The organism is Micromonospora sp. NPDC051006, assembly GCF_044456245.1.
Lineage (GTDB): Bacteria > Actinomycetota > Actinomycetes > Mycobacteriales > Micromonosporaceae > Micromonospora.
Map to the genome: position 1 here is coordinate 462,024 of NZ_JBITFP010000003.1, position 24,669 is coordinate 486,692.

The 24,669-nt window shown below is 74.2% G+C and carries 22 protein-coding genes; 16 read left to right on the forward strand and 6 right to left on the reverse strand.

What is annotated here, in order from left to right; all coding sequences use genetic code 11:
* Positions 1–8: 8 nt before the first annotated feature.
* Positions 9–980, forward strand: coding sequence for an ATP-binding cassette domain-containing protein (locus ACIBBA_RS08530; protein ID WP_357052495.1), 972 nt, complete (start codon positions 9–11; stop codon positions 978–980).
* Positions 977–1,786 (forward strand): ABC transporter permease, encoded by an 810-nt coding sequence (locus ACIBBA_RS08535; RefSeq protein ID WP_350869437.1) that lies wholly within the window; start codon positions 977–979, stop codon positions 1,784–1,786. The genes ACIBBA_RS08530 and ACIBBA_RS08535 overlap by 4 nt, the downstream gene beginning before the upstream one ends.
* Here ACIBBA_RS08535 and ACIBBA_RS08540 read toward each other — a convergent pair.
* Genes ACIBBA_RS08540 through ACIBBA_RS08555 form a run of 4 tightly spaced genes read right to left on the reverse strand, consistent with a single transcriptional unit; the run spans position 1,770 to position 6,465 of the window.
* Positions 1,770–5,162: an AfsR/SARP family transcriptional regulator gene (locus tag ACIBBA_RS08540; protein WP_396695080.1), complete on the reverse strand. Its 3,393-nt coding sequence runs from the start codon at positions 5,160–5,162 to the stop codon at positions 1,770–1,772. The genes ACIBBA_RS08535 and ACIBBA_RS08540 overlap by 17 nt on opposite strands.
* A gap of 32 nt (positions 5,163–5,194) precedes the next feature.
* The gene (locus ACIBBA_RS08545; RefSeq protein WP_396695082.1) at positions 5,195–5,656 is read right to left on the reverse strand and encodes a PLDc N-terminal domain-containing protein; all 462 of its coding nucleotides are present in this window, start codon (positions 5,654–5,656) and stop codon (positions 5,195–5,197) included.
* A 27-nt stretch (positions 5,657–5,683) separates the two neighbouring features.
* A complete protein-coding gene (locus ACIBBA_RS08550; protein WP_396695084.1) occupies positions 5,684–6,076 on the reverse strand; it encodes a DUF202 domain-containing protein in 393 nt (130 codons plus the stop codon).
* The gene (locus ACIBBA_RS08555) at positions 6,073–6,465 is read right to left on the reverse strand and encodes a YidH family protein (RefSeq protein WP_396695086.1); all 393 of its coding nucleotides are present in this window, start codon (positions 6,463–6,465) and stop codon (positions 6,073–6,075) included. Before ACIBBA_RS08555 ends, ACIBBA_RS08550 begins: the two co-directional genes overlap by 4 nt.
* Before the next feature lie 41 nt (positions 6,466–6,506).
* On the opposite strand from ACIBBA_RS08555, the gene ACIBBA_RS08560 reads away from it, so the two are divergent.
* The 9 genes from ACIBBA_RS08560 (at position 6,507) to ACIBBA_RS08600 (ending at position 15,306) form a co-directional block, all read left to right on the forward strand.
* Positions 6,507–7,304 carry a GNAT family N-acetyltransferase gene (locus tag ACIBBA_RS08560; protein WP_396695088.1) on the forward strand — a complete coding sequence of 266 codons (798 nt, stop codon included), beginning with the start codon at positions 6,507–6,509 and terminating at the stop codon, positions 7,302–7,304.
* Positions 7,301–7,714, forward strand: coding sequence for a hypothetical protein (locus ACIBBA_RS08565; RefSeq protein ID WP_396695090.1), 414 nt, complete (start codon positions 7,301–7,303; stop codon positions 7,712–7,714). The genes ACIBBA_RS08560 and ACIBBA_RS08565 overlap by 4 nt, the downstream gene beginning before the upstream one ends.
* A gap of 405 nt (positions 7,715–8,119) precedes the next feature.
* Positions 8,120–8,899: an electron transfer flavoprotein subunit beta/FixA family protein gene (locus ACIBBA_RS08570; protein WP_396695092.1), complete on the forward strand. Its 780-nt coding sequence runs from the start codon at positions 8,120–8,122 to the stop codon at positions 8,897–8,899.
* An 11-nt stretch (positions 8,900–8,910) separates the two neighbouring features.
* A complete protein-coding gene (locus ACIBBA_RS08575; RefSeq protein WP_396695094.1) occupies positions 8,911–9,870 on the forward strand; it encodes an electron transfer flavoprotein subunit alpha/FixB family protein in 960 nt (319 codons plus the stop codon).
* Between the two features lie 436 nt (positions 9,871–10,306).
* Positions 10,307–11,485 (forward strand): cysteine desulfurase family protein, encoded by a 1,179-nt coding sequence (locus tag ACIBBA_RS08580; protein ID WP_396695096.1) that lies wholly within the window; start codon positions 10,307–10,309, stop codon positions 11,483–11,485.
* A gap of 192 nt (positions 11,486–11,677) precedes the next feature.
* Complete coding sequence (gene mnmA / locus ACIBBA_RS08585; RefSeq protein WP_396695098.1) at positions 11,678–12,751, forward strand: tRNA 2-thiouridine(34) synthase MnmA; 1,074 nt, start codon at positions 11,678–11,680, stop codon at positions 12,749–12,751.
* A 67-nt stretch (positions 12,752–12,818) separates the two neighbouring features.
* Entirely contained in the window at positions 12,819–13,823 is a 1,005-nt protein-coding gene (locus ACIBBA_RS08590) for a methionine synthase (protein WP_396695100.1), read from the forward strand.
* A gap of 36 nt (positions 13,824–13,859) precedes the next feature.
* A complete protein-coding gene (locus ACIBBA_RS08595) occupies positions 13,860–14,228 on the forward strand; it encodes a VOC family protein (RefSeq protein WP_396695102.1) in 369 nt (122 codons plus the stop codon).
* Between the two features lie 52 nt (positions 14,229–14,280).
* Positions 14,281–15,306, forward strand: coding sequence for an ADP-ribosylglycohydrolase family protein (locus ACIBBA_RS08600; protein WP_396695104.1), 1,026 nt, complete (start codon positions 14,281–14,283; stop codon positions 15,304–15,306).
* Between the two features lie 90 nt (positions 15,307–15,396).
* On the opposite strand, the gene ACIBBA_RS08605 is transcribed toward ACIBBA_RS08600, so the two are convergent.
* A complete protein-coding gene (locus tag ACIBBA_RS08605; RefSeq protein ID WP_396695106.1) occupies positions 15,397–16,278 on the reverse strand; it encodes an NAD(P)-dependent oxidoreductase in 882 nt (293 codons plus the stop codon).
* A 95-nt stretch (positions 16,279–16,373) separates the two neighbouring features.
* Here ACIBBA_RS08605 and ACIBBA_RS08610 point away from each other — a divergent pair, with 95 nt between their 5' ends.
* The gene (locus ACIBBA_RS08610; protein ID WP_350869475.1) at positions 16,374–16,817 is read left to right on the forward strand and encodes a helix-turn-helix domain-containing protein; all 444 of its coding nucleotides are present in this window, start codon (positions 16,374–16,376) and stop codon (positions 16,815–16,817) included.
* Here the strand turns inward: ACIBBA_RS08610 and ACIBBA_RS08615 are convergent.
* Positions 16,734–17,249: a type II toxin-antitoxin system PemK/MazF family toxin gene (locus ACIBBA_RS08615; RefSeq protein ID WP_396695109.1), complete on the reverse strand. Its 516-nt coding sequence runs from the start codon at positions 17,247–17,249 to the stop codon at positions 16,734–16,736. The two genes, ACIBBA_RS08610 and ACIBBA_RS08615, sit on opposite strands and share 84 nt — an antisense overlap.
* A 319-nt stretch (positions 17,250–17,568) precedes the next feature.
* Here ACIBBA_RS08615 and ligA point away from each other — a divergent pair, with 319 nt between their 5' ends.
* From ligA to gatA, 4 genes are all read left to right on the forward strand, one after another.
* Positions 17,569–19,704 carry an NAD-dependent DNA ligase LigA gene (ligA, locus tag ACIBBA_RS08620; protein WP_396695111.1) on the forward strand — a complete coding sequence of 712 codons (2,136 nt, stop codon included), beginning with the start codon at positions 17,569–17,571 and terminating at the stop codon, positions 19,702–19,704.
* Between the two features lie 193 nt (positions 19,705–19,897).
* A complete protein-coding gene (locus ACIBBA_RS08625; protein WP_396695113.1) occupies positions 19,898–22,687 on the forward strand; it encodes an EAL domain-containing protein in 2,790 nt (929 codons plus the stop codon).
* Positions 22,688–22,887: 200 nt separating this feature from the next.
* Positions 22,888–23,193 carry an Asp-tRNA(Asn)/Glu-tRNA(Gln) amidotransferase subunit GatC gene (gatC, locus tag ACIBBA_RS08630; RefSeq protein ID WP_350869484.1) on the forward strand — a complete coding sequence of 102 codons (306 nt, stop codon included), beginning with the start codon at positions 22,888–22,890 and terminating at the stop codon, positions 23,191–23,193.
* Positions 23,190–24,665 (forward strand): Asp-tRNA(Asn)/Glu-tRNA(Gln) amidotransferase subunit GatA, encoded by a 1,476-nt coding sequence (gene gatA / locus ACIBBA_RS08635; protein WP_396695115.1) that lies wholly within the window; start codon positions 23,190–23,192, stop codon positions 24,663–24,665. The genes gatC and gatA overlap by 4 nt, the downstream gene beginning before the upstream one ends.
* Positions 24,666–24,669 lie beyond the last annotated feature (4 nt).

The following is a 24,669-nucleotide window of genomic DNA, read 5'->3' on the forward strand; positions in this document are numbered from 1 at the left end:
GAGTTGCGATGGACTACGCGATCCGCGCCGAGGGACTTGTGCGACGCTTCGGCGCCACCACGGCCCTCGCCGGAGTTGATCTGGCGGTCCCGACCGGGACCGTCTTCGGGCTGCTCGGGCCGAACGGCGCCGGCAAGACCACCGCCGTACGGGTGCTCGCCACCCTGCTGCGCGCCGACGAGGGGCGGGCCACCGTGGGCGGCTACGACGTCGTCCGCGACGCCCACCAGGTACGCCAGCTGATCGGCCTGACCGGTCAGTACGCCTCGGTGGACGAGACCCTGACCGGCACCGAGAACCTGCTGCTCATCGGCCGGCTGCTCGGCCTGAGCCGGGCCGATTCACGGGCCCGTGCCGGTCAGCTGCTCGCCGACTTCCAGCTCACCGACGCGGGTGACCGGGCGGCCAAGACCTACTCCGGCGGCATGCGCCGGCGGCTCGACCTTGCCGCCAGCCTGGTGGGCCGGCCCCAGGTGCTCTTCCTCGACGAGCCGACCACCGGCCTCGACCCGCGCAGCCGCAACGAGTTGTGGGACATCGTCCGGTCGCTGGTGGCCGACGGGGTGACCGTGCTGCTCACCACCCAGTACCTGGAGGAGGCCGACCAGTTGGCCGGCGAGATCGCGGTGGTCGACCACGGCCGGGTGATCGCGCAGGGCACCCCGGAGGAGCTGAAGGCCAAGACCGGCGGGCAGAGCCTGGCGGTGCGGCCGGCCGACGTCGCCGACCTGCCCACCGTGGTGAGCATCGTCGGTGCGGTGGCCGGCGTCGCTCCGGAGGTCGCCCAGAACACCGTCACCGTGCCGGTGAACGATCAGCGTGTGTTGCCCGCCGTGGTTCGTCGCCTCGACGAGGCCGGGATCATTGTGGCCGAGCTGGCGTTGCGCGGGTCCAGCCTGGACGAGGTCTTCCTGTCGCTGACCGGCCACCGGGCCGAGGACGACCCGGCCGCCGCCAACCTCGAAGGGAGCGTGGCATGACCAGCGCCACCCTGACCGCCCCGCTCGTCCCGGCCCGCCGGCTCGGCATCGGCGCCGGTCTGCGGCACACCCTCACGCTCGCCTGGCGCAGCCTGGTGCAGATCAAACACAACCCGATGGAACTGCTCGACCTGAGCATCCAGCCGGTGATGTTCGTGCTGCTCTTCACGTACGTCTTCGGCGGGGCGATCTCCGGCTCGCCGGGCGACTATCTGAAGTTCGCGCTTCCCGGGATCATCGTGCAGAACGCCTTCTTCGCCACGATGACCACCGGCTTCGGGCTGAACAACGACCTCACCAAGGGCGTCTTCGACCGGCTGCGCGCGCTGCCGATCGCACGCTGGTCCCCTCTGGCCGGGCGGATCCTCGCCGACACCGTCAAGCAGGCCTGGTCGGTGGCGCTGCTGATCGGGGTCGGCATGATCCTCGGCTTCCGGCTCGGCAACGGCCCGCTCGGGCTGCTCGGAGCGTTCGCCCTGCTGCTCGCCTTCTCCCTCGCCGCGGCGTGGATCTCGGTGCTGGTCGGGGTGCTGGTGAGCGAGCCCGACAAGGTGCAGATCTTCGGCTTCATGGTGATCTTCCCGCTCACCTTCACCAGCAACGCGTTCGTGCCGACCGAGACCATGCCGGGCTGGCTGCAGAGCTGGGTCGAGGTCAACCCGGTCACCGTGCTGGCCGACGCGCTGCGTGGCCTGCTGGTCGACGGGCCGGTGGCCGGCCCGGTGGTGCAGTCGCTGATCTGGGCGGCCGCCATCGCGGTGATCTTCGCGCCGCTGGCGGTGCGCGGGCTCAAGCGTCGAGTGTGACCCGGATCAGCTCGCACGCCTGATCGGGCCGGGTGCCCCGGCCGCCCGCGTACGCCTCGGCGAACTCCGGTTCACCGAGTGCCTCGTGGGCGGCCCGGGTCACCCGGGCCGCGTCCAGGGAACCGCGGTCGCTGCCGCCCCGGACCCCGTCGGCCCCGCCGAGCAGGGTGGCCGCTTCAGCGGGGCGCCCCGCCCGCAGCGCCAGGTCGGCGTAGCCGACCAGCACGATCGAGACCACCGGGGCGTCCGTCGACTCAATCGCCAACGCCAATGCCCGGTCGAGGTGGGCCCGGGCGGCGGGCAGGTCATCGACGGCGGCCGTCACGTGGCCGAGCGCGGTGGTCACCATGGCCCGCCACTGTGGCGCCACGTTCCGCCGGCCGACCACCGCCGCGGCGCGCTCGGCCCAGCGCGCCGCCGCCGGCCAGTCTCCGGCGTCGCGGAGGAGATCGCTGTAGGCGAATGCCACTGCGGCCCGGGGCTCGTCGGCGCCGAGCCGCTCGGCCTCCCGGTACGCCTCGTCGAGCAGCGCGCGCGCCTGGTCCCGGTCGCCGGCCTGCCACCAGAGGTGCGCGAGCTGGGCCCGCATCTGTGGCACGTCCTCGGCCGCCCCCAGCAACTCCACGTCCCGCAGGGCCTCGCGCAGGTGCGCGATGGCGGTGGCGTGGTCCCCGCTCCGGGTGGCCAGGTCGGCGAGGGAGAAGCGGCTGGTCGAGATCCCCCACCGGTCGCCGGCCGTCTCGAACAGCTCCAGCGCGGCCCGGAAGTTCCCGGCGGCCTCCTCGGCCGGCGATCCGCCGTTGAGCACCATGTGCCCGTGCATCAGCCGGGCCACCGCGGCCACCCAGGGCTCCGGGTCGGTGAAGAGCTTCCGGAGCGCGGGCAGCGCGGCCCGCGGGTCGGCCAGGTCGACCATCCCGGACATGGGCCCGACCAGGCGCAGCATGATGTGCTCCGACGTGTCGTCGGCCAGCTCGGCGGCCCGCCGCATCCAGGCCCGGGTTCCGTCCAGGTCGGCGTGGCCGGCCAGCAGGTTCATCCCGCCGACCGCGTAGGCCGTGGCCAGCGCCTCGGGCGGCAGTGGCGCCGCCGTCCGCTCGGCGAGTGCGACGACCTCGCGGGTCAGGTCGGCGCCCTCGGCGCGCTGCCCGCGCAGCCACCAGTACCAGCCGAGCGCGCCGACGAGACGGACCGCCGTGCCGGCGTCGCCGGCGCCGATCACCCAGCGCAGCGCGGCGTGCAGGTTGTCGTGGTCGGCGCGCAGCCGTGCGATCCACCGCAGTTGCTCCGGCCCGCGTAGCTCCGGATCGGCCCGCTCGGCCAGGGCGAGGAACTCGGCGGCGTGCGCCTGCCGCATCCGCTGTCCCTCGCCTGCCTCGGCCAGCCGGGCCAGGCCGTACTCGCGGATCGTTTCCAGCATCCGGTAGCGCGGTTCCCGGTCGCCGACGGCGAGCACCAGCGACTTCTCGACCAGGGCGCTGAGCCGGTCGAACACGTCGTCCGGGGGCAGCTCGCCGCCCGCGCAGACCCGCTCGACCGTCGCCGCGGTGGCCCCGCCGGTGAAGACGGCCAGCCGCCGCCAGAGCGCCCGCTCCGCCGGGTCGAGCAGGTCCCAGCTCCAGTCGATCACCGCGCGCAGCGTCTGGTGCCGGGGCAGCGCGGTCCGGCTGCCCCCGGTAAGCAGCCGGAACCGGTCGTCCAGCCGGGCCGCCACCTGGTCGGCGGTCATCGACCGTAGCCGGGCGGCGGCCAGCTCGATGGCGAGCGGGATGCCGTCCAGTGCTCGGCAGATGCCGACCACCGCGGCCACCGTCCCGGTGTCCACCCCGAAGTCCGGCCGCACCGCGCCGGCCCGGTCGATGAAGAGCCGCACCGAGGGGTACGCCGCCGCGGCCGCCGGATCGGCGCCGGGCGGTGGCAGGGCGAGCGGCTCCACCGGGCGCAGCGTCTCGCCGGTGATGCCGAGCGGCTCCCGGCTTGTGGCCAGTACCCGCAGGTCGGGGGCGGCGCCGAGCAGCCGGTCGGCCAGCTCGGCGGCGGCGTCGAGCAGGTGCTCGCAGTTGTCCAGCACCAGCAGCGCGCACCGGGGGGCGAGCGCCTCGATCAGCCGCGCCGTCGGGTCGACCGCCTCACCCGGCGGCACCCGGGGTCGACCGGCGATCAGTGCCTGCTCGCGCAGCCCGAGCAGGGCGAGCACCGCCTGCGGCACCTCGGCCGGATCGGTGACCGGGGCCAGTTCCACCAGCCAGACGCCGTCCGGGAAGCGGTGCGCGACCGCGCGTCCGGACTCGATGGCCAGCCGGGTCTTGCCCGCCCCACCCGGCCCGGTCAACGTGACCAGGCGGGAGCGGCCGAGCAGGTCACCGACCCGGTCGACGGCGGCCTCCCGACCGACGAAGCTGGTCAGCGTCGCCGGCAGCCCGCCGGGCGGGTGCACCGGGAACCGCGCGGCGGCGGGGTGCTCGTCGGTGGGCGCGGCCCGTTCGGCCCGCAGCGGCGCGGCGGCGCCGGGGTGCCGGTCAGCAGGCGCCGTAGGAGCGGCCTGAGCGGGCCCGGGTGTGCCGTTCACCGGCCCGGCGCCCGGCATGGTCGGGGCGCCGAGATCCGGTGCCGCCTCGGCGTACCTCGGGTGCTGGGTGCCGGCGGCCGGCTCACCGCGCAGTACGGCCAGGTGCAGGGCGTTGAGTTCCGGCCCCGGGTCCGCGCCCAGCGTCTCGGCGAGCGTGGTCCGCAGCCGGTCGTACTCGGTCAGCGCCTCGGCTGGCCGGCCGGCGCGGTGCAGCGTCAGGATGAGCTGGTGGGCGAGTCGTTCGCGCAGCGGATGGGTGGTGACCAGCTCGCGGAGTCGGGGCAGCAGGGCGGCCGGGTCCTCAGTCGCGGCGCGCGCCTCGATCAGGTCCTCGGTGCCGGCCAGCCGCAGCTCGTCGAGGCGGGCCACCGGCGCGCGGGCGAAGTCGGCGTCCGCGGCGTCGGCGAGGGCCGGTCCGCGCCAGAGGGTGAGCCCCGCGTCGAGCCGCCGCGCCGCGTCGGACGGATCGGTGGCGAGCAGGGCCCGGCCGGCGGTCAGTGCCGCCTCGAACCGGTGCACGTCGACCGCCGTCGGTTCGACCGCGAGGCGGTAGCCGCCCGGGCCGGCCTCGACGGGAAGCCCCGGCGCGGCTCGGCGTAGCCGGGAGACCAGTGCCTGGAGCGCGTTCACCGCGCCGGCGGGGGGTTGGCCGTCCCAGATTGCGTCCACCAGCCGCCCGGCGCTGACCAGCCGGCCCGGCTCGAGGGCGAGCACGATCAGCAGTCGACGCAGCCGCGCACCGCCGACCTCGACCGGCGCCCCGGAGTCGGTGTGGACTTCCAGCGGCCCGAGCAGGCTGATCCGCACGTGGTCGATTCTGCCGTGCCGCCGTCGCCCAGCTACACCTCCGGGCGGTCCTCCTCGCGCGGTGGTTCGCTGTCGCGGGGACGCAGCGGCGGCTGCGGCCCGTCCGGCGGTGTCCCCTCGCGGCTGCGCAGGTCGTCCTCGCGGCGGCGCAGGTCCTCTTCCCAGCGGCGGAAGAGCTCCTGGTCGTCGGGGCGGGACCGGTCGGCGAGGGAACCGAGGAACTCGGGGTCGTCGTCGGGGGCGACGGGACGAGGACGCTCGCGCGCCGGCGTCCACCGCTTGGGCCCGGAGGTGGTCGGTCGGCCGGGAGCGGGTTCCCGACCGGCGACGAACCAGGCGATCGAGCCGATCAGCGGGAAGAACAGGATGATCAGCACCCAGGCGATCCGGGGCAGGGCGCGGATCTCGCCCTCCTCGGCGGAGAGACAGCTGATCAGGGCGCAGACGGCGAGGACGATCTGCACCAGGAAGAGGAGGGCGTAGAGCCGGGCCATGCGCCCATCATCGCGCACCCGGTCCGGTCACCACACCCCGCGCAGCATCACCAGCACGGCCAGCAGGGCCAGCACCGCCGTGCCCACGCCGGCCAGCGGCAGGGTCCGCCCACCGCTGCGCGCCGGTCCGGTCCCGGTGCCCCGCCGCCAGCAGAGCAGCAGGAGCCCGCCCGAGGTCAGCACGGTGAGGGCGGCGAGCAGCGCGCCGTCGAAATCGCTGGCGAGGGCTATCCGGAGGGCCAGCACGGTCACCACGGTCACCGAGAGCCCGGTACGCCGCCAGGCCAGCCGGGTCCGCTCCGGTTGCAGCCCGGGGTCGGGCAGCGGCCGGCCTGCGGCGCCCCGGCCCGGCCTGCCTGTCGGGCCGGACGGTGGCTCCGGGCCGGGCACCGGGCCCGGCGGCCGGGGTGCCCGGCTCACCGTCCGCCGACGGCTCGCAGCAGCACCGCGATCACCAGCAGCAGGGCACCGAGGCCCACGGCGAGGGCGAGCACCGCCGGGAACCGGGAGGCGGGCAGCTCCTCACCGAGCCGGATGGCCCGTTCGGTACGCGCCCAGTGGTCGACCGCGCGGATCGCGACCGCGCCGCCGAGCAGCAGCAACGCGATCGCCATCGCCTCACGCAGGTGCCGCAGAGGCAGCGGCGGCAGGAACTGGGCCGCGGCCAGCCCGCCGGCGACCAGCGCCAGAGCGGTACGCAGCCAGGCGAGGAAGGTCCGCTCGTTGGCCAGCGAGAACCGGTAGTCCGGGGTGTTGCCGACCGAGCGCAGCTCCCGCGGGTCGAACCAGCGCCTGATCGACTCCCACACGTCGCCCATTATCCGCTGGCGCCCGGTCGTAGCCTGAAGCGATGACGGATCTTGATGTGGCCACCCTGCGCACCGCGTACGACACCCAGCTGCGGCCGGAGCTGCCCGACCCGTTGCCGGCCGGGGTGACCGTCGAGCGCGACGGGCCGCTGCACCGGGTGCTCGGGCTCGACCGCCGTGGTTTCCTCACCTACCAGGACCTGGGTGGGCTGACCGGCGCCGCGCTGGACGAGCTGATCGCGCGGCAGGTGGAGCTGTTCCGGCAGCGCGGCGAGGCGGTGGAGTGGAAGCTCGCCGGGCACGACGAGCCGGCCGACCTGCCCGATCGGTTGCGGGCCGCCGGGTTCGTGCCGGAGGAGCGGGAGACCGTGGTGATCGGCCCGGTCGCGCCGCTGGCCGCCATGCTCCCGGTGGTGCCGGAGGGGGTACGCCTGCGGGAGGTGACCGCCCGGGCGGACCTGGAGCGGATCGTGGCGATGGAGGAGGCGGTCTGGCAGGCCGACCGGAGCCATCTCGCGGACGCGCTGGGCCGGGAGATTGCCACCGACCCGCACTCGATCACCGTCGTGGTGGCCGAGGCGGAGGGGACGGTGGTGAGTGCCGGCTGGGTCCGCTACCTGCCGGCCACCGGCTTCGCCTCGCTCTGGGGCGGATCGACGCTGGCCCAGTGGCGGCGCCGGGGGATCTACCGGGCGCTGGTGACCTACCGGGCCCGGCTCGCCGACCAGCGGGGACACACCCTGTTGCAGGTCGACGCGTCCGACGACAGCCGCCCGATCCTTCAGCGGCTTGGGTTCGTCCCGGTCACCACGACCACCCCGTACGTCTACACTCCGTGATCGTGGAGCAGCGGTTGACGGACGAGGAGCGGCTGACGCTGAAGACGGGGGCGTTCGGCGCGGTCTTCCTGGTCTCGAACGCCGACCCGGGGATGCTGTCGGTGCTCAGGGAGAGCGCGGCCGCGTCCGGGGCGTTCGCCGACGCGAGCGGCATGGTCAAGGAGGCGCTCACCACCGGCCCGCTGCCGAAGCTGCCCCGCGACTCGGCCCTGGAGATCGAGTCGACGGTGCTGCCGGCGCTCACCCGGGCGCTGCGGATCCTGCACGAGAAGTCACCGGCGGAGGTGGCGGCGTACCGGTCGGTGGTGCTGGCCGCGGCCGACCGGGTGGCCCGGGCGCACGCCGGAGTCGCCCCCGCCGAGGCGGCGGTGATCGAGCGGATCAGGGCGGCGTTGGCCGAGCCGGCCTGAGTCCGGCGGCCGGCGCGGGCACCCGGCGCGCCGGCGACCAGAGCGCCCGGACGGTGGCCCGGACGCAGCGGTCCCGCACCCGCCCGCAGGCACAGCGGTAGGTGTCGGACGGCGGTCGGCGGCAGACGTCGGAGCGACCGGCCAGCCGGCCAGGGCCCCTCCCCGATCGGTGCCCGTTATCCAACATGTCCCCATACCTCCCGATATGCAACTTTACCCAGACGGAGGCGGCGCGGTGAGCTGTGTCACTCCGAGTGCCCGGGAGGCCGAACCTACTGGCAGGTAACATGGCCTTCGTGGGCAACTGCACAGCAGCTCGCGGTTGACCGGGCGTCAACTGACAGGCGAGGCTGCGCCCACCGGGCGAGCGATCGCAACACCACACAGGAGGGTCGTCGAAGCGCGATGAACATCGTCGTACTCGTCAAGCAGGTGCCTGATTCGGGCGCGGACCGCAACCTGCGCAGTGACGACAACACCGTCGACCGCGGTTCGGCGAACAACGTCATCAACGAGATGGACGAGTACGCCATCGAAGAGGCGTTGAAGATCAAGGAAGCGCACGGCGGTGAGGTCACCATCCTGACCATGGGTCCGGACCGGGCGACCGAGTCGATCCGCAAGGCGCTCTCCATGGGCCCGGACAAGGCCGTGCACGTCGTGGACGACGCCCTGCACGGCTCCTGCGCCGTGACGACCTCGAAGGTGCTCGCCGCCGCGCTGGGCACCCTCAACGCGGACCTGGTCATCTGCGGCGCCGAGTCCACCGACGGTCGGGTGCAGGTCCTGCCGCACATGATCGCCGAGCGGCTGGGCGTGGCGGCGCTGACCGGCGCCCGCAAGCTCACCGTCGACGGCGGCACGCTCACCGTCGAGCGGCAGACCGAGGAGGGCTACGAGGTGGTCACCGCCGCGACTCCCGCCGTGGTCTCCGTCTGGGACACCATCAACGAGCCGCGCTACCCGTCCTTCAAGGGCATCATGGCAGCCAAGAAGAAGCCGGTGCAGACCCTCTCCCTGGGTGACCTCGGTGTCGCCCCGAGCGAGGTCGGCTTCGACGGCGCGACCAGCGCCGTGCTGGAGCACGCCAAGCGCCCGCCGCGCTCCGGCGGCGAGAAGGTCACCGACGAGGGCGAGGGCGGCGTCAAGCTGGTCGAGTTCCTCGCCACCGAGAAGTTCGTGTGAGAGGTCTGGACATGTCTGAGGTTCTCGTCGTCGTCGAAGCCACTCGGGAATTCGGCGTCAAGAAGGTCACCCTGGAGATGCTCACCCTCGCCCGCGAGCTGGGCACGCCCAGCGCCGTGGTGCTCGGCGGGTCCGGCGCGGCCGAGGCGCTGAGCGGCAAGCTCGGCGAGTACGGCGCGGAGAAGATCTACGCCGCCGAGGGCGAGGAGATCGACGGCTACCTGGTGGCGCCGAAGGCCACCGTGCTGGCCGAGCTGGTCAAGCGGGTCCAGCCCGCGGCCGTGCTGCTCGCCTCCTCCCAGGAGGGCAAGGAGATCGCCGCCCGGCTGGCGGTCAAGCTGGACAACGGCATCCTGACCGACGTGGTGGCCCTGGCCGCCGACGGCACCGCCACCCAGGTCGCCTTCGCCGGCTCCACCATCGTCAAGAGCAAGGTCACCCGTGGCCTGCCCCTGGTCACCCTCCGGCCGAACTCGGTGAACCCGGTGCCGGCCGCCGCGACCCCGGCGGTCGAGCAGCTCAGCGTCACCGTGGCCGACACCGACAAGCTGGCCAAGGTGGTGGAGCGGGTCGCCGAGCAGAAGGGCTCCCGGCCCGAGCTGACCGAGGCGTCGGTGGTCGTCTCCGGCGGTCGCGGCGTCGGCAACGCCGACAACTTCAAGCTGGTCGAGGAGATCGCCGACCTGCTCGGCGGTGCGGTCGGCGCGTCCCGGGCGGCAGTCGACTCCGGCTTCTACCCGCACCAGTTCCAGGTCGGGCAGACCGGCAAGACCGTCTCCCCGCAGCTCTACGTCGCGCTCGGCATCTCCGGGGCGATCCAGCACCGGGCCGGCATGCAGACCTCGAAGACCATCGTCGCGGTGAACAAGGACGCCGAGGCGCCGATCTTCGAGCTGGCCGACTTCGGTGTGGTGGGCGACCTGTTCAAGGTCGTCCCGCAGGCCGCGGAGGAGATCCGCAAGCGCAAGTGACGCGGTTTCCGGGGGCGGCGGTCGTCGCCCCCGGGCCGCAGACACCACGAGTGGCCATCCGATGCCGGGTGGCCACTCGTCGTGCGTGTGCTGCGGGAACGGCCGGTGAGGGAGCTGATCGGCGGGCCGGGGAGCTGAGCCGGCCCGCCGATCAGCCCGTCAGGGTGCCCCCTGGGCGTGCGGTCGCCGCAGGAGGCAGGCTGTGTCGCTCGGCGGAAGACGTCGACAACCGAGTATGCCTTAGCCGCGGCGATCGGTGGCACCGCGGGCCGTGCTATCCGACATGAATCGCCCGCGCCCCCTAGTACCCCGGCACGTCCCGGGCATTCATCGCCGGCCGTGCGAGGTGGGCGAGATCCTCGGCCCGGTCCATCCCGCTCTCCGACGGTGCCCTCGGCCGTCGGGCGCCCACCGCCCGGCCGTAGGCTGAACGGTGATGGCTTACCTGGATCACGCGGCGACCACCCCCATGCTCGACGAGGCACTGGAGGCGTACGTCGCCACCGCCCGCGAGGTCGGCAACGCGTCGTCGCTGCACGCGGCCGGCCGGCGCGCCCGTCGCCGGGTCGAGGAGTCCCGGGAACGGGTGGCTGCCGCGCTCGGCGCCCGGCCGTCCGAAGTGATCTTCACGGGCGGCGGGACGGAGAGCGACAACCTCGCGGTCAAGGGCATCTTCTGGGCCCGCCGGACGGCCGACGACGCCCGCCGCCGGGTGGTCTCCAGCTCCGTCGAGCACCACGCGGTGCTGGATTCGGTCGACTGGCTCGCCGCGCACGAGGGCGCCGAGGTCGGCTGGCTGCCAGTGGACGGTGCCGGCCGGCTGGACCCGGACGCGCTGCGCGCCGAGTTGGTGGCGCACGCCGACCAGGTCGCTCTGGTCACCGCGATGTGGGCCAACAACGAGGTCGGCACCGTCCAGCCGGTGAGCGAGCTGGCCGCGGTCGCCGCCGAGTACGGCGTGCCGTTCCACACCGACGCGATCCAGGCGGTCGGCCAGGTGCCGGTGGACTTCGCCGCCAGCGGCGCGGCCGCGCTGACCGTGACCGGGCACAAGCTCGGCGGCCCGATCGGTGTCGGCGCCCTGCTGCTCGGCCGGGACGTCGCGGCGACCCCGCTGCTGCACGGCGGCGGCCAGGAGCGCGACGTCCGCTCGGGCACGCTCGACACGGCCGGCATCGTGGCCTTCGCGGTCGCCGTCGAGACGGCGGTCAAGGGCCAGCAGGAGTACGCGGCCCGGGTCGCCGCGCTCCGCGACGACCTGATCGAACGGGTCCGCCAGGCGGTGCCCGAGGTGATCTACAACGGCGATCCGGCCGACCGGCTGTCCGGCAACGCGCACTTCTCCTTCCCCGGCTGCGAGGGCGACGCCCTGCTGCTGCTCCTCGACGCCCAGGGCATCGCCTGCTCCACCGGGTCCGCCTGCTCGGCCGGCGTCGCCCAGCCGTCGCACGTGCTGCTGGCGATGGGCGCCGACGACGACCGGGCCCGCTCGTCCCTGCGCTTCACCCTCGGCCACACCTCCACCACGGCGGACGTGGACGCGCTCATCGCCGCACTTCCCGCCGCCGTCGACCGGGCCCGCCGCGCCGCCTCCTACCGCACCCCCCGCCCCTGAACCCGCCCACCGCTGCATCACCCCACCACTGCGTCGATCATGCAGTTGTGGTGCCCGTTCCGCCCCGGTAAGAACACCTTGTCCGCCACCAGAACTGCATGATCGGCGGACCGGGTGGCGGGACGGGTGGCGCGTGGATGAGGGGTCGCGGGCGGGGCGGATAGGGTTGTGGGGCGGAAGGGAGTGTGGCTGGTGAGGGTCTTGGCGGCGATGTCCGGCGGGGTGGATTCGGCGGTCGCGGCGGCGCGAGCCGTCGAGGCCGGGCACGACGTGACCGGCGTGCACCTGGCGCTCGCGCGCAACCCGCAGACCTACCGCACCGGGGCGCGCGGCTGCTGCACGCTGGAAGACTCCCGGGACGCCCGGCGGGCCGCCGACGTGATCGGCATCCCGTTCTACGTCTGGGACATGGCCGAGCGGTTCCACGCCGACGTGGTGGACGACTTCGTCGCCGAGTACGCGGCGGGCCGTACCCCGAATCCCTGCCTGCGGTGCAACGAGAAGATCAAGTTCGCGGCGGTGCTGGACCGCGCGGTGGCCCTCGGGTTCGACGCCGTCGTCACCGGGCACCACGCCCGGCTCGGCCCGGACGGCCTGCTGCGCCGCAGCGTCGACATCGCCAAGGACCAGTCGTACGTGCTCGCCGTGCTCACCCGCGCGCAGCTGGACCGGTCGGTCTTCCCGCTCGGCGACTCGACCAAGGCGGAGGTCCGCGCCGAGGCCGCCCGCCGGGGGCTGGCCGTCGCCGACAAGCCGGACTCGCACGACATCTGCTTCATCGCCGACGGCGACACCCGGGCGTTCCTCGCCGGGCGGCTGGGTGAGGCGCCCGGCGAGGTGGTCGACGCGAGCACCGGCGCGGTGGTCGGCAGCCACACCGGCGCGTACGCCTACACCGTCGGCCAGCGGCGCGGCCTGCACCTGGACCGGCCGGCCCCGGACGGCCGACCCCGCTACGTGCTCTCCATCACGCCGAAGACCAACACGGTGACCGTCGGCCCGGCCGAGGCGTTGGAGGTGTCCCAGGTCCGCGCCGAGCGCCCGGTCTGGACCGGCGGCCCGCACCCGGCCGCGCCGGTCGAGTGCGAGGTGCAGCTGCGCGCCCACGGCGACGTGGTGCCCGCCACCGTGGCGCTCGGCGGCGACACCCTGCACGCCGAGCTGCGCCGGCCGGTCCGGGGCGTCGCCGCCGGCCAGGCCGTGGTGGCCTACCGGCCCGACCCGGCCGGTGACGTGGTGCTCGGCTCCGCCACCATCACCGGCTGAACCGCGGCGGCGCGCTCGCGGGCCCGGCCCCGGCCCCGGCCGGCCGCCCACCCGATACCCTGCGGCAGTGACAGATCAGGCATGGCCGTGGCCGGCCGGCGCGGCGACCGGTATCGGCTCGCTTCCCGGCACCGACATCGCCGAGGCGCAGCGGATCGTCCTCGGTGAACTCCCCGCCCTGCCCCACCTGCCGGAGCTGCCGGCGCGCGGCCCGGGCGCCGACCTGATCGGCCGCAGTGCCGGCCTGCTGGTCGAGCTGCCGGTGGAGTTGTACGCGGCCCGCTGGCGGATCGCCCCGCGCCCCGGCCGCGACCTGCGCCGCGCCCGGGACCTGATGGAGCGCGACCTCGACCAGCTCGCCGAGCAGGCCGAGGAGTACGCCGGCCCGATCAAGGTGCAGGCCGCCGGGCCGTACACCCTGGCCGCGGCCGTGGAGCTGCCGATCGGCGGCCGGCTCCTGCGCGATCCGGGGGCGGTCCGTGACCTCGCCGGGTCGCTCACCGAAGGGCTGCGCGGGCACCTCGCGGCGGTGGCCCGCCGGCTGCCGCGGGCCTCGGTGCTGCTCCAGCTCGACGAGCCGTCGCTACCGACGGTGCTGGCCGGGCGGGTGCCCACCGAGAGCGGCCTCGGCGTCTACCGGGCGGTGCAGTCGGAGGACGCCGCGGCGCTGCTGCGCTCGGTCGTCGAGGGGGTCGGGGTACCGACCGTGGTGCACTGCTGCGCGTCGGACGTGCCGATCGAGCTGATCCGCTCCACCGGCGCCGTCGGGGTCGCCCTCGACCTGGCGCTCGTCACCGACCTGGACCCGCTCGGCGAGGCGATCGACGCCGGGCTCGGGCTGCTGGCCGGCGCCGCGCCCACCAGCCCGCCGTCGACCGGTCGCGCGCCGACCTCGGCCGAGGTGGCGCAGCGGGTACGCCAGCTCTGGGACCGGCTCGGCTTCCCGCGCTCGCGCCTCGCGGAGCAGGTCGTGGTGACCCCGGCGTGCGGGCTGGCCGGCGCCACCCCGGCGTACGCCCGGGCCGTGCTCGCCGCGTGCCGCGACGCCGGGCGGCGGCTCGCCGAGGACTGAGGTTTCTCGTCGTACCCTCGGGGCAGAGTCACCACCATGATTGGACAGTTGCGTTCAACGGTGATCGACTGCCCGGATCCGCGGGCCCTCGCCGCGTTCTACGCGGAGCTGCTCGGCCTCGACCTGATCGAGGACAACTCCGACGGCGACGACTGGGTGGTGCTCGGCGGCCGGCCGGGGCACCAGCCGCGGCTGGCGTTCCAGAAGGCGCTCAACCTGCGAGCGCCGGCCTGGCCCGATCCGGAGCGTCCGCAGCAGTTCCACCTCGACGTCACGGTCGACGACATCGAGGCCGCCGAGAAGGCCGCGCTGGCGCTCGGTGCCCGGCGGCTCCCCGGTGAGGGCGAGGGTTTCCGGGTCTACGCCGACCCCGCCGGCCACCCGTTCTGCCTCTGCTGGGACTGAGCCCGGGCCGCCGGCGGGTCGGCGCGCCTGGCCGGGGTGGCGGCCGGCGGGCATGATCACAGGCGTGATCGACTCGTCGCTCTGCCGGGCTGCCGGCTCGCTCTTCGGCCTTGCCTACGGTGACGCGCTCGGCAAGGAGACCGAGTTCCTTCCCGTCGCCGAGATCGTCCACCGCTACGGCCCGGCCGGCCCGCGCGAGCTCGTCGGAGATCCGGCGCTGGTCACCGACGACACCCAGATGGCGTTGGCGGTCGGTTGGGCGTTGCGGGAGGCCCCGGCGCTGACCCCGCAGGCGGTCGAGCCGCTGCTGCGGCGACGCTTCCTGGACTGGGCGGCCAGTCCGGAGAACAACCGAGCTCCCGGCGTGACCTGCCTGCGCGCCTGCGGCGAGCTGGGGCGCGGGTTGCGCTGGCAGGAGGCCACCGTCGCCGGCTCGAAGGGTTGCGGGGCGAACATGCGGGTCACCCCGGTCGGGCTGCTCGACGTCGACGTCGACACTCTCGCCGGGCTCGCCCAGCTCCAGGCCGGCCTGACCCACGGGCACCCGACCGGGTTGGCGGCCAGCGAGCTCACCGCGTACGCGGTGCGGGTGCTGCTCGACGGCGTCGCGCTCGCCGAGCTGCCGGCGCTGCTCGCCGACCGGACCCGGGAGCAGCGGACCGTCTACCGCGCCGACTGGCTCGGCGATCTGTGGCAGCGCACCGGGGCGACGAGCCCGGCGGAGTTCATCGCGGCGGGCTGGGACGAGTGCCTCGTCGCGCTCGACCGGCTGGCCGAGGCGCTGGCCCGCCCCGACGACGGTGGCGACCCGTGCCGGCTGACCGGCGAGGGCTGGGTGGCCGAGGAGGCGCTGGCCACCGCCCTGTACTGCGCGCTGCGGCACGCCGACGACCCGGTCGGTGCGCTGGCCCGGGGTGCCACCACCGGGGGCGACTCCGACTCCATCGCCGCCCTCGCCGGCGCGTTCGTCGGCGCCGCCGCCGGCATGCCCGCCTGGCCCGCCCACTGGGCCACCCAGATCGAGTACGCCGACCAGCTGACCACCCTCACCACCCCCGCCCGCGACCCGTCGCGGTGATCAAGAGATCTGAGTCAGATCGGCCCGCCCCGGTGACGCGAACCTCTTGATCACCGGGGCCGGAGCGGGGGGCGAGCGGCGAGCGGCCGGTCAGTGCACCAGCAGGTCGATCACGCCCGTCAGATCCTCCTCGCCACTGCCCTCGGCCAGGCGGCGGCGCATCAGCTCGAAGTAAGGGCTGAGCAGTTCCGGGCTGACCCCTTGCTGCTCGGCGGTGCTCAGGAAGGTCGGCGTGCCGGCCACCTGCATGGCGAGATTGGAGACGACACCCTTGGTGTAGTCGCCGCTGCGCAACTGCTCGGCGGTCTGGTGAACTGCCGGGGCCATCGCGACGAGCCAGTCGGCGAGCAGCGGGGCGAGCGACGCGGGGTCGATGTCCTCCTTGCGGATCAGGGCGAAGGCGTGCGAGGTTCCGGCGAACATCCCGTACATGGCGCTGAGCAGGGCCACGTCGTGCAGGGCTGCGAAGCCCGCGTCCTCGCCGACGTAGGTGGTGCCGACCGGGACGCCCAATGTCTCCTGGTGCCGCTCGAACAGCTCCCGCGAGCCGCTGTAGAAGACGTAGCCGCCGGCTTCCGGCACGCCGATCATCGGAGGGACAGCCATGATCCCGCCGTCCAGATAGCGGGCGCCGCGCTCGCCGGCCCACTCGGCGCGGGCGCGGGCCTGGGCAGGGGTGCTGGTGGTCAGGTTGACCAGGTCCCTGCCGGCCAGGTCGGTGTCAGCGAGCACCTCGTCGACCGAGGTGTCGTCCAAGAGACATACGACGACCAGGGTGTTCGCTGCGACCGCCTCAGCGGCGCTGTCCGCCACCCTCGCTCCCTCGACGGCGAGCGCCGCGGCGCGGGCCGGGGTGCGGTTCCAGACGGTGAGCGGGTGGCCGGCGGCAAGCCAGGTACGGGCCAGCGCGGCGCCCATCGCGCCGAGGCCCAGCATCGTGACGGAGGTCTTCTCAACGGTGTTCTGTGCCATGCCGATTAGGCTGGTCACCGGCCCGGAGGTGATCAAGTACGCACTTCGGAGTGGGTGGTTACCCCGGGGTGAGCGAGCACGTCGGAAGGTGGGGCATGACGACGCTGAACCGGCCGGGCGCGCCAGACGGACACGCCTGCGGGATCGACGCCGCGATGGAGGTGATCGGCGGCAAGTGGAAGGTGCTGATCCTCTGGGCGCTCCACGAGCACCCCTACCGCCGCTTCGGCGAGCTGCGTCGGCTGCTTCCGGGGATCACCGAGAAGGTGCTGGCCTCTCACCTACGTGAGCTGGAATCGGACCGCGTCGTGCACCGCGTCTCCTACGACGAGGTGCCGCCCCGCGTCGAGTACTCGCTGACCGAGGACGGCAAGCGCCTCAACGACGCACTCGAGCCGCTGGCCGCCTGGGGACGCGAGCGGCCGACCGCTCGACGGCTGGGAGCAGAGGGCGGTCTAGGGGGAGAGGTGGGGCAGGGCGCGGAGGCGGCGCCAGAGGGCCGGATCGCAGTCACCGGCGCGGTCCTCGAAGGCCGGTAGGGCCACCCGGATCGGGTCGCTCAGGTCGAGGTAGCTGTCGTGGTCGGCGTCCGGATTCCAGTCGCGGGTCGGGATCGGCACGTGGTCGTCGCGGTCGCTCTTGTCCTGACTGGTGATCTTGAAGACGTCGGCGCCGCGGGCGTCGGCGCGTAGCACCAGGCACGGGCGCACCTTCGCGCCGCTGCCGTTGGCGTACGGGACGTCGGCCCACCAGATCTCGCCGGGGCGGGGCGCACCGGCGGGTGCCCGGTCGGCGGCGCGAGGCCGGGGTGGCGCGCCCGCCCGGCCGGGTCCACGGGTCGGGGCGGAGCGCCCGGCCGGCCGGTTCCGGGTCGCGTCCCGGCGGGCGGTCCGCTGCCGCCGGTCCTGCCAGGCCCAGCCGGCCGCCACGGCCAGCACGATCGCGGCCGCCCAGAGCAACCATTCCGGCATCCGTACCCCTGCCTCTCGCCTGCCGCCCGGCGCGGTGCGGCGATCCTCGCACGCCGCCCGGCCCACCGCCCGGCTGGCGCTACGCGGCGGCGTGCCGGGGCGCGGCGGATACCCGGGTGCAGCGGATGCAGCGGTGCGGTGGATGGCGGAATGCGGCCTACGGGTGCGGTCGATGCGAGCGCGGCGGATGCAGCGGTGCGGTGGATGGCGGGATGCGGCCTACGGGTGCGGTGGGTGGGCGGCGGATTGTCCCACCGGCCCGATACCGTGCCGGAGTAGCGTGATCAGGGGAGGTCAGAGCGTGTCCGAAGGTGGCGGCGTGTCCGAGGAGCAGATCGGCCAGCAGGTCAGCCCGGCGCAGGAGGCGGCGGCGGGTGGCGAGCCGACCCCGCAGGCGCGTGAGCGGCACACCACGCTCAGCCGCGAGCTGACCGAGCACCAATACCGCTACTACGTGCTCGACGCGCCCACGATCTCCGACGCCGAGTTCGACCGCCAGCTGCGTGAGCTGGAGGCGCTGGAGGCGGAGTTCCCGGCACTGCGCACGCCCGACTCGCCCACCCAGCGGGTCGGTGGCACCTTCTCCACCGACTTCACCCCGGTCACCCACGCCGAGCGGATGCTCTCCCTCGACAACGCATTCGCCGACGAGGAACTGGCGGCCTGGGCCGAGCGGGTCGAGCGCGACGCTGGCGGGCCGGTGCCCTACCTGTGCGAGCTCAAGGTGGACGGCCTGGCCATCAACCTCACCTACGAGAAGGGTCGGCTGGTTCGGGCCGCCACCCGCGGCGACGGCCGCACCGGCGAGGACGTCACCGCCAACGTGCGCAGCATCCGCGACGTGCCGGGTCAGCTCGCCCCGTCGGCCGAGTTCCCCGACGTGCCCGAGCTGCTCGAGGTCCGGGGCGAGATCTACTTCCCGGTGGCCGCCTTCGCCGACCTCAACGCCGGCCTGGTCGAGCAGGGCAAGGCGCCCTTCGCCAACCCGCGCAACGCGGCCGCCGGCAGCCTGCGGCAGAAGGATCCGCGGGTCACCGCGTCCCGACCGCTGCGCCTGGTGGTGCACGGCATCGGCGCCCGGCGCGGCTTCCAGCCGGTGGCCCAGTCCGAGTCCTACGCGGCGCTCAAGGCGTGGGGTCTGCCGACCAGCGACCGTTGGCGGGTGGTGCCCGACCTCGGCGGCGTCGCCGACTACATCGCCCACTACGCCGAGCACCGGCACGACGTCGAGCACGAGATCGACGGCGTGGTGGTCAAGGTCGACCCGGTCTCCATCCAGGGCCGGCTCGGCTCGACCAGCCGGGCCCCGCGCTGGGCGATCGCCTTCAAATACCCGCCGGAGGAAGTCACCACCAAGCTGCTCGACATCGACGTCAACGTCGGGCGTACCGGGCGGGTCACTCCGTTCGCGGTGCTCGAACCGGTGCGGGTGGCCGGTTCCACGGTGGCGCTGGCCACCCTGCACAACGCCCGCGAGGTCGAGCGCAAGGGCGTGCTGATCGGCGACACCGTGGTGCTGCGCAAGGCCGGCGACGTGATCCCCGAGGTGCTCGGCCCGGTGGTCGACCTGCGGCCGGCCGACGCCCGGCCGTTCGTGATGCCGACCAACTGCCCGGCCTGCGGCACGCCACTCGCCCCCGCCAAGGAGGGCGACGTCGACATCCGCTGCCCCAACACCCGCAGCTGCCCGGCCCAGCTGCGCGAGCGGGTCTTCCACCTCGCCGGCCGTGGCGCATTCGACATCGAGGTGCTCGGCTACAAGGGCGCCGCGGCGCTGCTCGACGCCGAGATCATCCAGGACGAGGGCGACCTCTTCCTGCTCGACGCCGAGCAGCTGCGCCGGTCCCCGTTCTTCGTCAACAAGGACGGCAGCCTGGGCAGCAACGCCGCCAAGCTGCTCGACAACCTCGCCGTGGCCAGGGAGCGGGACCTGTGGCGGGTGCTGGTGGCGCTCTCCATCCGGCACGTGGGCCCGACCGCGGCGCAGGCGCTCGCCCGGCACTTCCGGTCCATCGACGCGATCGACAAGGCCAGCGAGGAGGAGCTCGCCTCGGTCGACGGGGTCGGCCCGACCATCGCCGCGAGCATCCGTGAGTGGTTCGCGGTGGACTGGCACCGCGAGGTCGTCCGCAAGTGGGGCGAGGCCGGCGTACGGATGGCGGAGGAGGCGGTCGACGAGGGCCCCCGACCTCTGGAGGGGATCACCGTGGTGGTCACCGGGACACTCGCCGGGTTCTCCCGCGACCAGGCAGCCGAGGCGGTGCAGAGCCGAGGCGGCAAGGTGAGCGGTTCGGTCTCCAAGAAGACCGGCTTCGTGGTGGTGGGCGACAACCCGGGGTCCAAGGCGGACAAGGCGACCAGCCTCAAGGTGCCGGTGCTCGACGAGGACGGCTTCCGCAGGCTGCTCGACGCCGGCCCGGAGGCCGCCCGCGAGGTCGCCCGCGTCGAGGACTGACGGCCGGCCGGTGGGTGGCGCCGCCGGCTGACCGCGCGGCTGTCGGCCTCCGGCAGGCCGGCTGACCGCGTATACCAACTTAATTACGACTACGACCGATTCGTGACTGTCATACCGGGAAACCCGGCACCGAGGGCGTTTCATTGGTGCACGGCGCGTGAACGGGCGCGCCGACCGCTTTCCGGGAGGTGTGATGGAGGTCGCCGATCCGCGCAACCTCATCCCGCCCGGGCGGCTGGGGCCGTTCACCGCCTTCATCGGCGCGGTCCTGGCGCTGGCGCTGCTCTTCTCCGCCGGTCCACTCGCGACGCTGCCGGATCAGCTGCCCGACCTGCCGGTGGCGTTCTGGACGATGGCGGCCCTGGCCGTCGTCTGTGACGCCCGGCCCTTCGTCCCGCCGGGCCGGCGGCAGTCCTCGGCGGTCTTCCCGTCCACCTGCTTCACCTTCGCCATCCTGCTCGGGTGGGGTCTGGGCCCGGCGGTGGCGGTGCAGGCGGTGGCCGTGATCGTCTCCGGCTGGCGACTGCGGCACGCCGCCTGGCGCACTGCGTTCAACGTCGGCCAGTACGCCTGCGCCCTCGCCGCCGCGTACGCGATCACCCGGCTCGGGCCGGGCACCATCTTCGCCGGCGGTGCGCTGCACTCCTCCGACGTGCTGGCGGTCGCCGGCGCGACGGTGGCCTGGTTCGTGGTCAACTACGGGCTGGTCAGCGCGGCCGTCCGGCTCCGCTTCGGCGACCGGTGGTGGCCGAGCTTCCGCCAGGGGCTGGCGTTCGAGCTGCTCTCCACCGGGTCGCTGCTGCTGCTCGCGCCGGTGCTGGTCGCGGCGGCCCGCACCAGCGCGGCGCTGATCCCGCTGGTGCTGGTGCCGCTCTTCGCCGTCTACCGGATGGCCCGGCTCACCGTCGAGCAGCAGCAGCTCGCCTCCCTCGACCCGCTCACCGGCCTGCCGAACCGCAAGGCGCTGCTGGCCGAGGTCGCCGAGCAGGTGCACCTGCACGCCGAACGATCGGGGCGTGGCGAGCCCGACGGGCACCTGGCGCTGCTCCTGATCGACCTGGACCGGTTCAAGAACGTCAACGACGCGCTCGGGCACGCGGTGGGCGACCGGCTGCTGGTCGAGGTCAGCCAGCGGCTGACCGCCGTGGTGGACGGTCGGGACATGGTCGCCCGGCTCGGCGGGGACGAGTTCGCCATCGTGATGACCGGCCTGCTGGACGTCGCCGAGGCCCGCGACCTGGCCGACCGGGTGGTGCGGGCGCTGGCCGAGCCGGTGCCGCTGGACGGGTTGCCGCTGGACGTCGGCGGGTCGATCGGCATCGCGCTCTTCCCCGAGCACGGCGAGGACTTCGCCACCCTGATGCGCCACGCCGATGTGGCGATGTACGACGCCAAGCACCGCAACGACACCGTCGCCGTCTACGCCGCGGAGTCCGACCACAACTCCGCCGAGCGGCTCGGTCTCCTCGCTGACCTGCGCCGCGTACTCGATGCCGGTCCGTCCCTCGACGACCCCGCCGTCGGTGCGGAGGCCGATGCTCCGGGCCAGGCCCGGTCGGCGGTCGCGGAGACACCCGGGCCGGGCTCGGCGCGCCCGGTCGCCGAGACACCGGGTGGGGCACGCGGCGGGGACGGTGCCGCGCTCGCCGCCCCCGACGACGACACCCCCGCCGTTCTGCTCGCCGCTTCCGAGGACAGCGGCGGTGGCGGCGGCGATGCGGGTGCCGCTGGCGCCGCGCTCGCCGGCGACAGCGCCGGCACGACGGCCGTCGCCGCCACGCCGGAGGGCAGCCGGTTCGCCCGGTGGCGGCTGCGCCGTCGCGGCCCGCGACCCGAGGTGGTACCCGACGACGAGCTGATCAGCCGGATCGTGGCCGGGGCCGACCCGACCCGTCGGCGCGCCGGCCGGCCGGTCACGGCGGTGGTCGATCGGGGATCGGTCATCGACCGGCGAACGGCCGTCGGCCGGGGCGGAACCGTCGAGCGCCGAACCGGCGACGCGCCGTCGACGGAGTCGGATGCCGGGACGGACTCGGGCGGGCCGGCGGGTGCCGGATTCGACTCCGCCGCCGAGGTCGGGCGAGCGGGCGTGCGGCCCGGGCAGGACCGACCCGGAGCGGGCGTGCCGGCCCGGGTCAACGGCGACCGCCCGCACCGGGGGCGCTCCGGCGGGCGGGACGCGGAGACCGACCCGGGCGCCGACGCGGGCGAGATCACCATGTACTACCAGCCGCAGATCGCCATCGCCACCGGCGAGGTGGTGGGGGTCGAGGCGCTGCTGCGCTGGCGGCACCCGCGGCGCGGGATGGTCGACCCCGAAGAGCTGATCAAGGTCGCCGAGCAGAGCGCGGTGATGCGGCTGCTCACCCGCCGGGTGGTGGACGACGTGGTGGAGCAGCTCGCCAAGTGGTCGGCTGCCGGCATCGGGCTGCGGGCCGCGCTCAACGTCAGCGTCCGGGACCTGCACACCGGCGAGATCGCCGACCAGATCGCCGACCGGTTGGCCCGGTACGGCGTACCGCCGGGACGGCTGCAACTGGAGATCACCGAGGGGGCGCTGATGGCCGACCCCCGCCGGGTGCTGGCCACCATCTCCCGGCTGCACCGCATCGGGGTGGCGATCGCACTGGACGACTTCGGCACCGGCTACTCGTCCCTGCAACACCTGCGCCGACTGCCGCTCTCCGAGGTGAAGGTGGACCGCAGCTTCGTGCTCGGGATGGCCGACGACGCCGACGACGCGGCGATCGTCCGGTCGATGATCGAGCTGGCCGGGGCGCTCGGCCTGCGGGTGGTCGCCGAGGGGGTGGAGGACGAGCGGACCTGGCGGATGCTGCACGCCGCCGGCTGCGACGCCGCCCAGGGCTGGTTCTACGCCCGGCCGATGCCCGCCGAGGAGCTGGTCACCTGGCTGGCCCGGTACCGCCCGGTGCGCCCCACCGGCGGCCCCGACCCGGGCGCCCGCCGTCGACACGCCCGCTAGCCCACCCCTCCGGGTGGTCGGCGAAGCCGCTGGGCGCCCCGGCCGGCAGCGCCGGATGCGTCCGGTTGCCGGGCGGAGGGGGAGTCGGGGACGCGGCCCCGGCGCGGAACAATAGACTCGCTCCGGTCACCGCGCGTCACTCCGCATCGCCGCGCGGTCGGCAGACAGCCGGACCCAGGACCGTCATGAAGGGGGCACCGATGGCCGCCATCTCCCGCGAGGAGGTCGCGCACCTCGCGCGCCTGTCGCGGCTCGCCGTCACCGAGGAGGAGCTGGACACCTTCGCCGGCCAGCTCGACGTGATCCTCCAGGCGGTCGCCCAGGTCGGCAAGGTCGCCGCGGCGGACATCCCGCCGACCTCGCACTCGGTGCCGCTGACGAACGTGCTCCGCGAGGACGTCGAGACGCCCTGTCTGACTCCCGAGGAGGCGCTGTCGGGCGCACCCGACGTGGCGGAGCAGCGGTTCCGCGTACCGCGGATCCTGACCGAGGATGTGGCCTCATGAGCGACCTGACCAGAATGACCGCGACGGAGCTCGCCGGCCTGGTGGCCGGCGGCGAAGCCTCCGCCGTCGAGGTCACCCAGGCTCACCTGGACCGGATCGCCGCGGTCGACGAGCGGGTGCACGCGTTCCTGCACGTCGACGGCGAGGGCGCGCTGGCCTCGGCCCGCGCGGTGGACGAGCGCCGCGCGGCCGGCGAGCCGCTCGGCCCGCTGGCCGGCGTGCCGGTCGCCGTCAAGGACGTGCTCGCCACCCGGGGCGTGCCGACCACCGTCGGCTCGAAGATCCTCGAGGGCTGGCGCCCGCCGTACGACGCGACGATCGTCGAGCGGCTGCGCGCGGCCGGCACGGTGATGCTCGGCAAGACCAACATGGACGAGTTCGCGATGGGCTCCTCCACCGAATACTCCGCGTACGGCGTGACCCACAACCCGTGGGACCTGAGCCGGATCCCGGGCGGCTCCGGCGGCGGCAGCGCGGCGGCCCTCGCCGCGTACGAGGCGCCGCTGGCGATCGGTTCGGACACCGGCGGCTCGATCCGCCAGCCCGGCGCCGTCACCGGCACCGTGGGGGCGAAGCCCACCTACGGCGGCACGTCCCGCTACGGCCTGGTGGCGTTCTCCTCGTCGCTGGACACGCCCGGCCCGTGCGCGCGCAACGTGCTGGACGCCGCGCTGCTGCACCAGGTCATCGGCGGGCACGACCCGCGCGACTCGACCTCCATCCCGCAGCCGGTGCCGGACGTGGTGGCCGCGGCGAAGCTCGGCGCGAGCGGCGACCTGACCGGCGTGAAGCTCGGCATCGTGACCGAGTTCATCGGCGAGGGCGCCGAGCCGGGCGTGATGGCGGCGTTCCGCGAGGCGGTCGACGCGCTGACCAAGCTGGGTGCGGAGATCGTCGAGGTGTCCTGCCCCAACTTCACCTACGCGCTGCCGGCGTACTACCTGATCGCGCCGAGCGAGTGCTCCTCCAACCTGGCCCGGTTCGACGGCGTCCGGTTCGGCCTGCGGGTCGGCGACGACGGCAACCGGTCGCTGGAGGAGGTCATGTCGCTGACCCGCGAGGCCGGCTTCGGTCCCGAGGTCAAGCGCCGCATCATGCTCGGCACGTACGCGCTCTCCTCGGGCTACTACGACGCCTACTACGGTCAGGCGCAGAAGGTCCGCACCCTGATCACCCGGGACTTCACCGCGGCGTTCGAGCAGGTGGACGCGCTGATCTCGCCGACCACCCCGTTCGTGGCGTTCCCGATCGGCGCGCGCACCGCCGACCCGTACCAGATGTACCTGGCCGACCTGTTCACCATCCCGACCAACCTGTACGGCGGTCCGGGCATCTCGGTGCCGTGCGGGCTCTCCGACGGTCTGCCGGTTGGTCTGCAGGTGATGGCTCCGACGATGGCCGACGACCGGATGTACCGGGTCGCCGCCGCGTTGGAGAGCGCCGTCGGCACGTTCACCCCACCGGCACTGTGAGGCA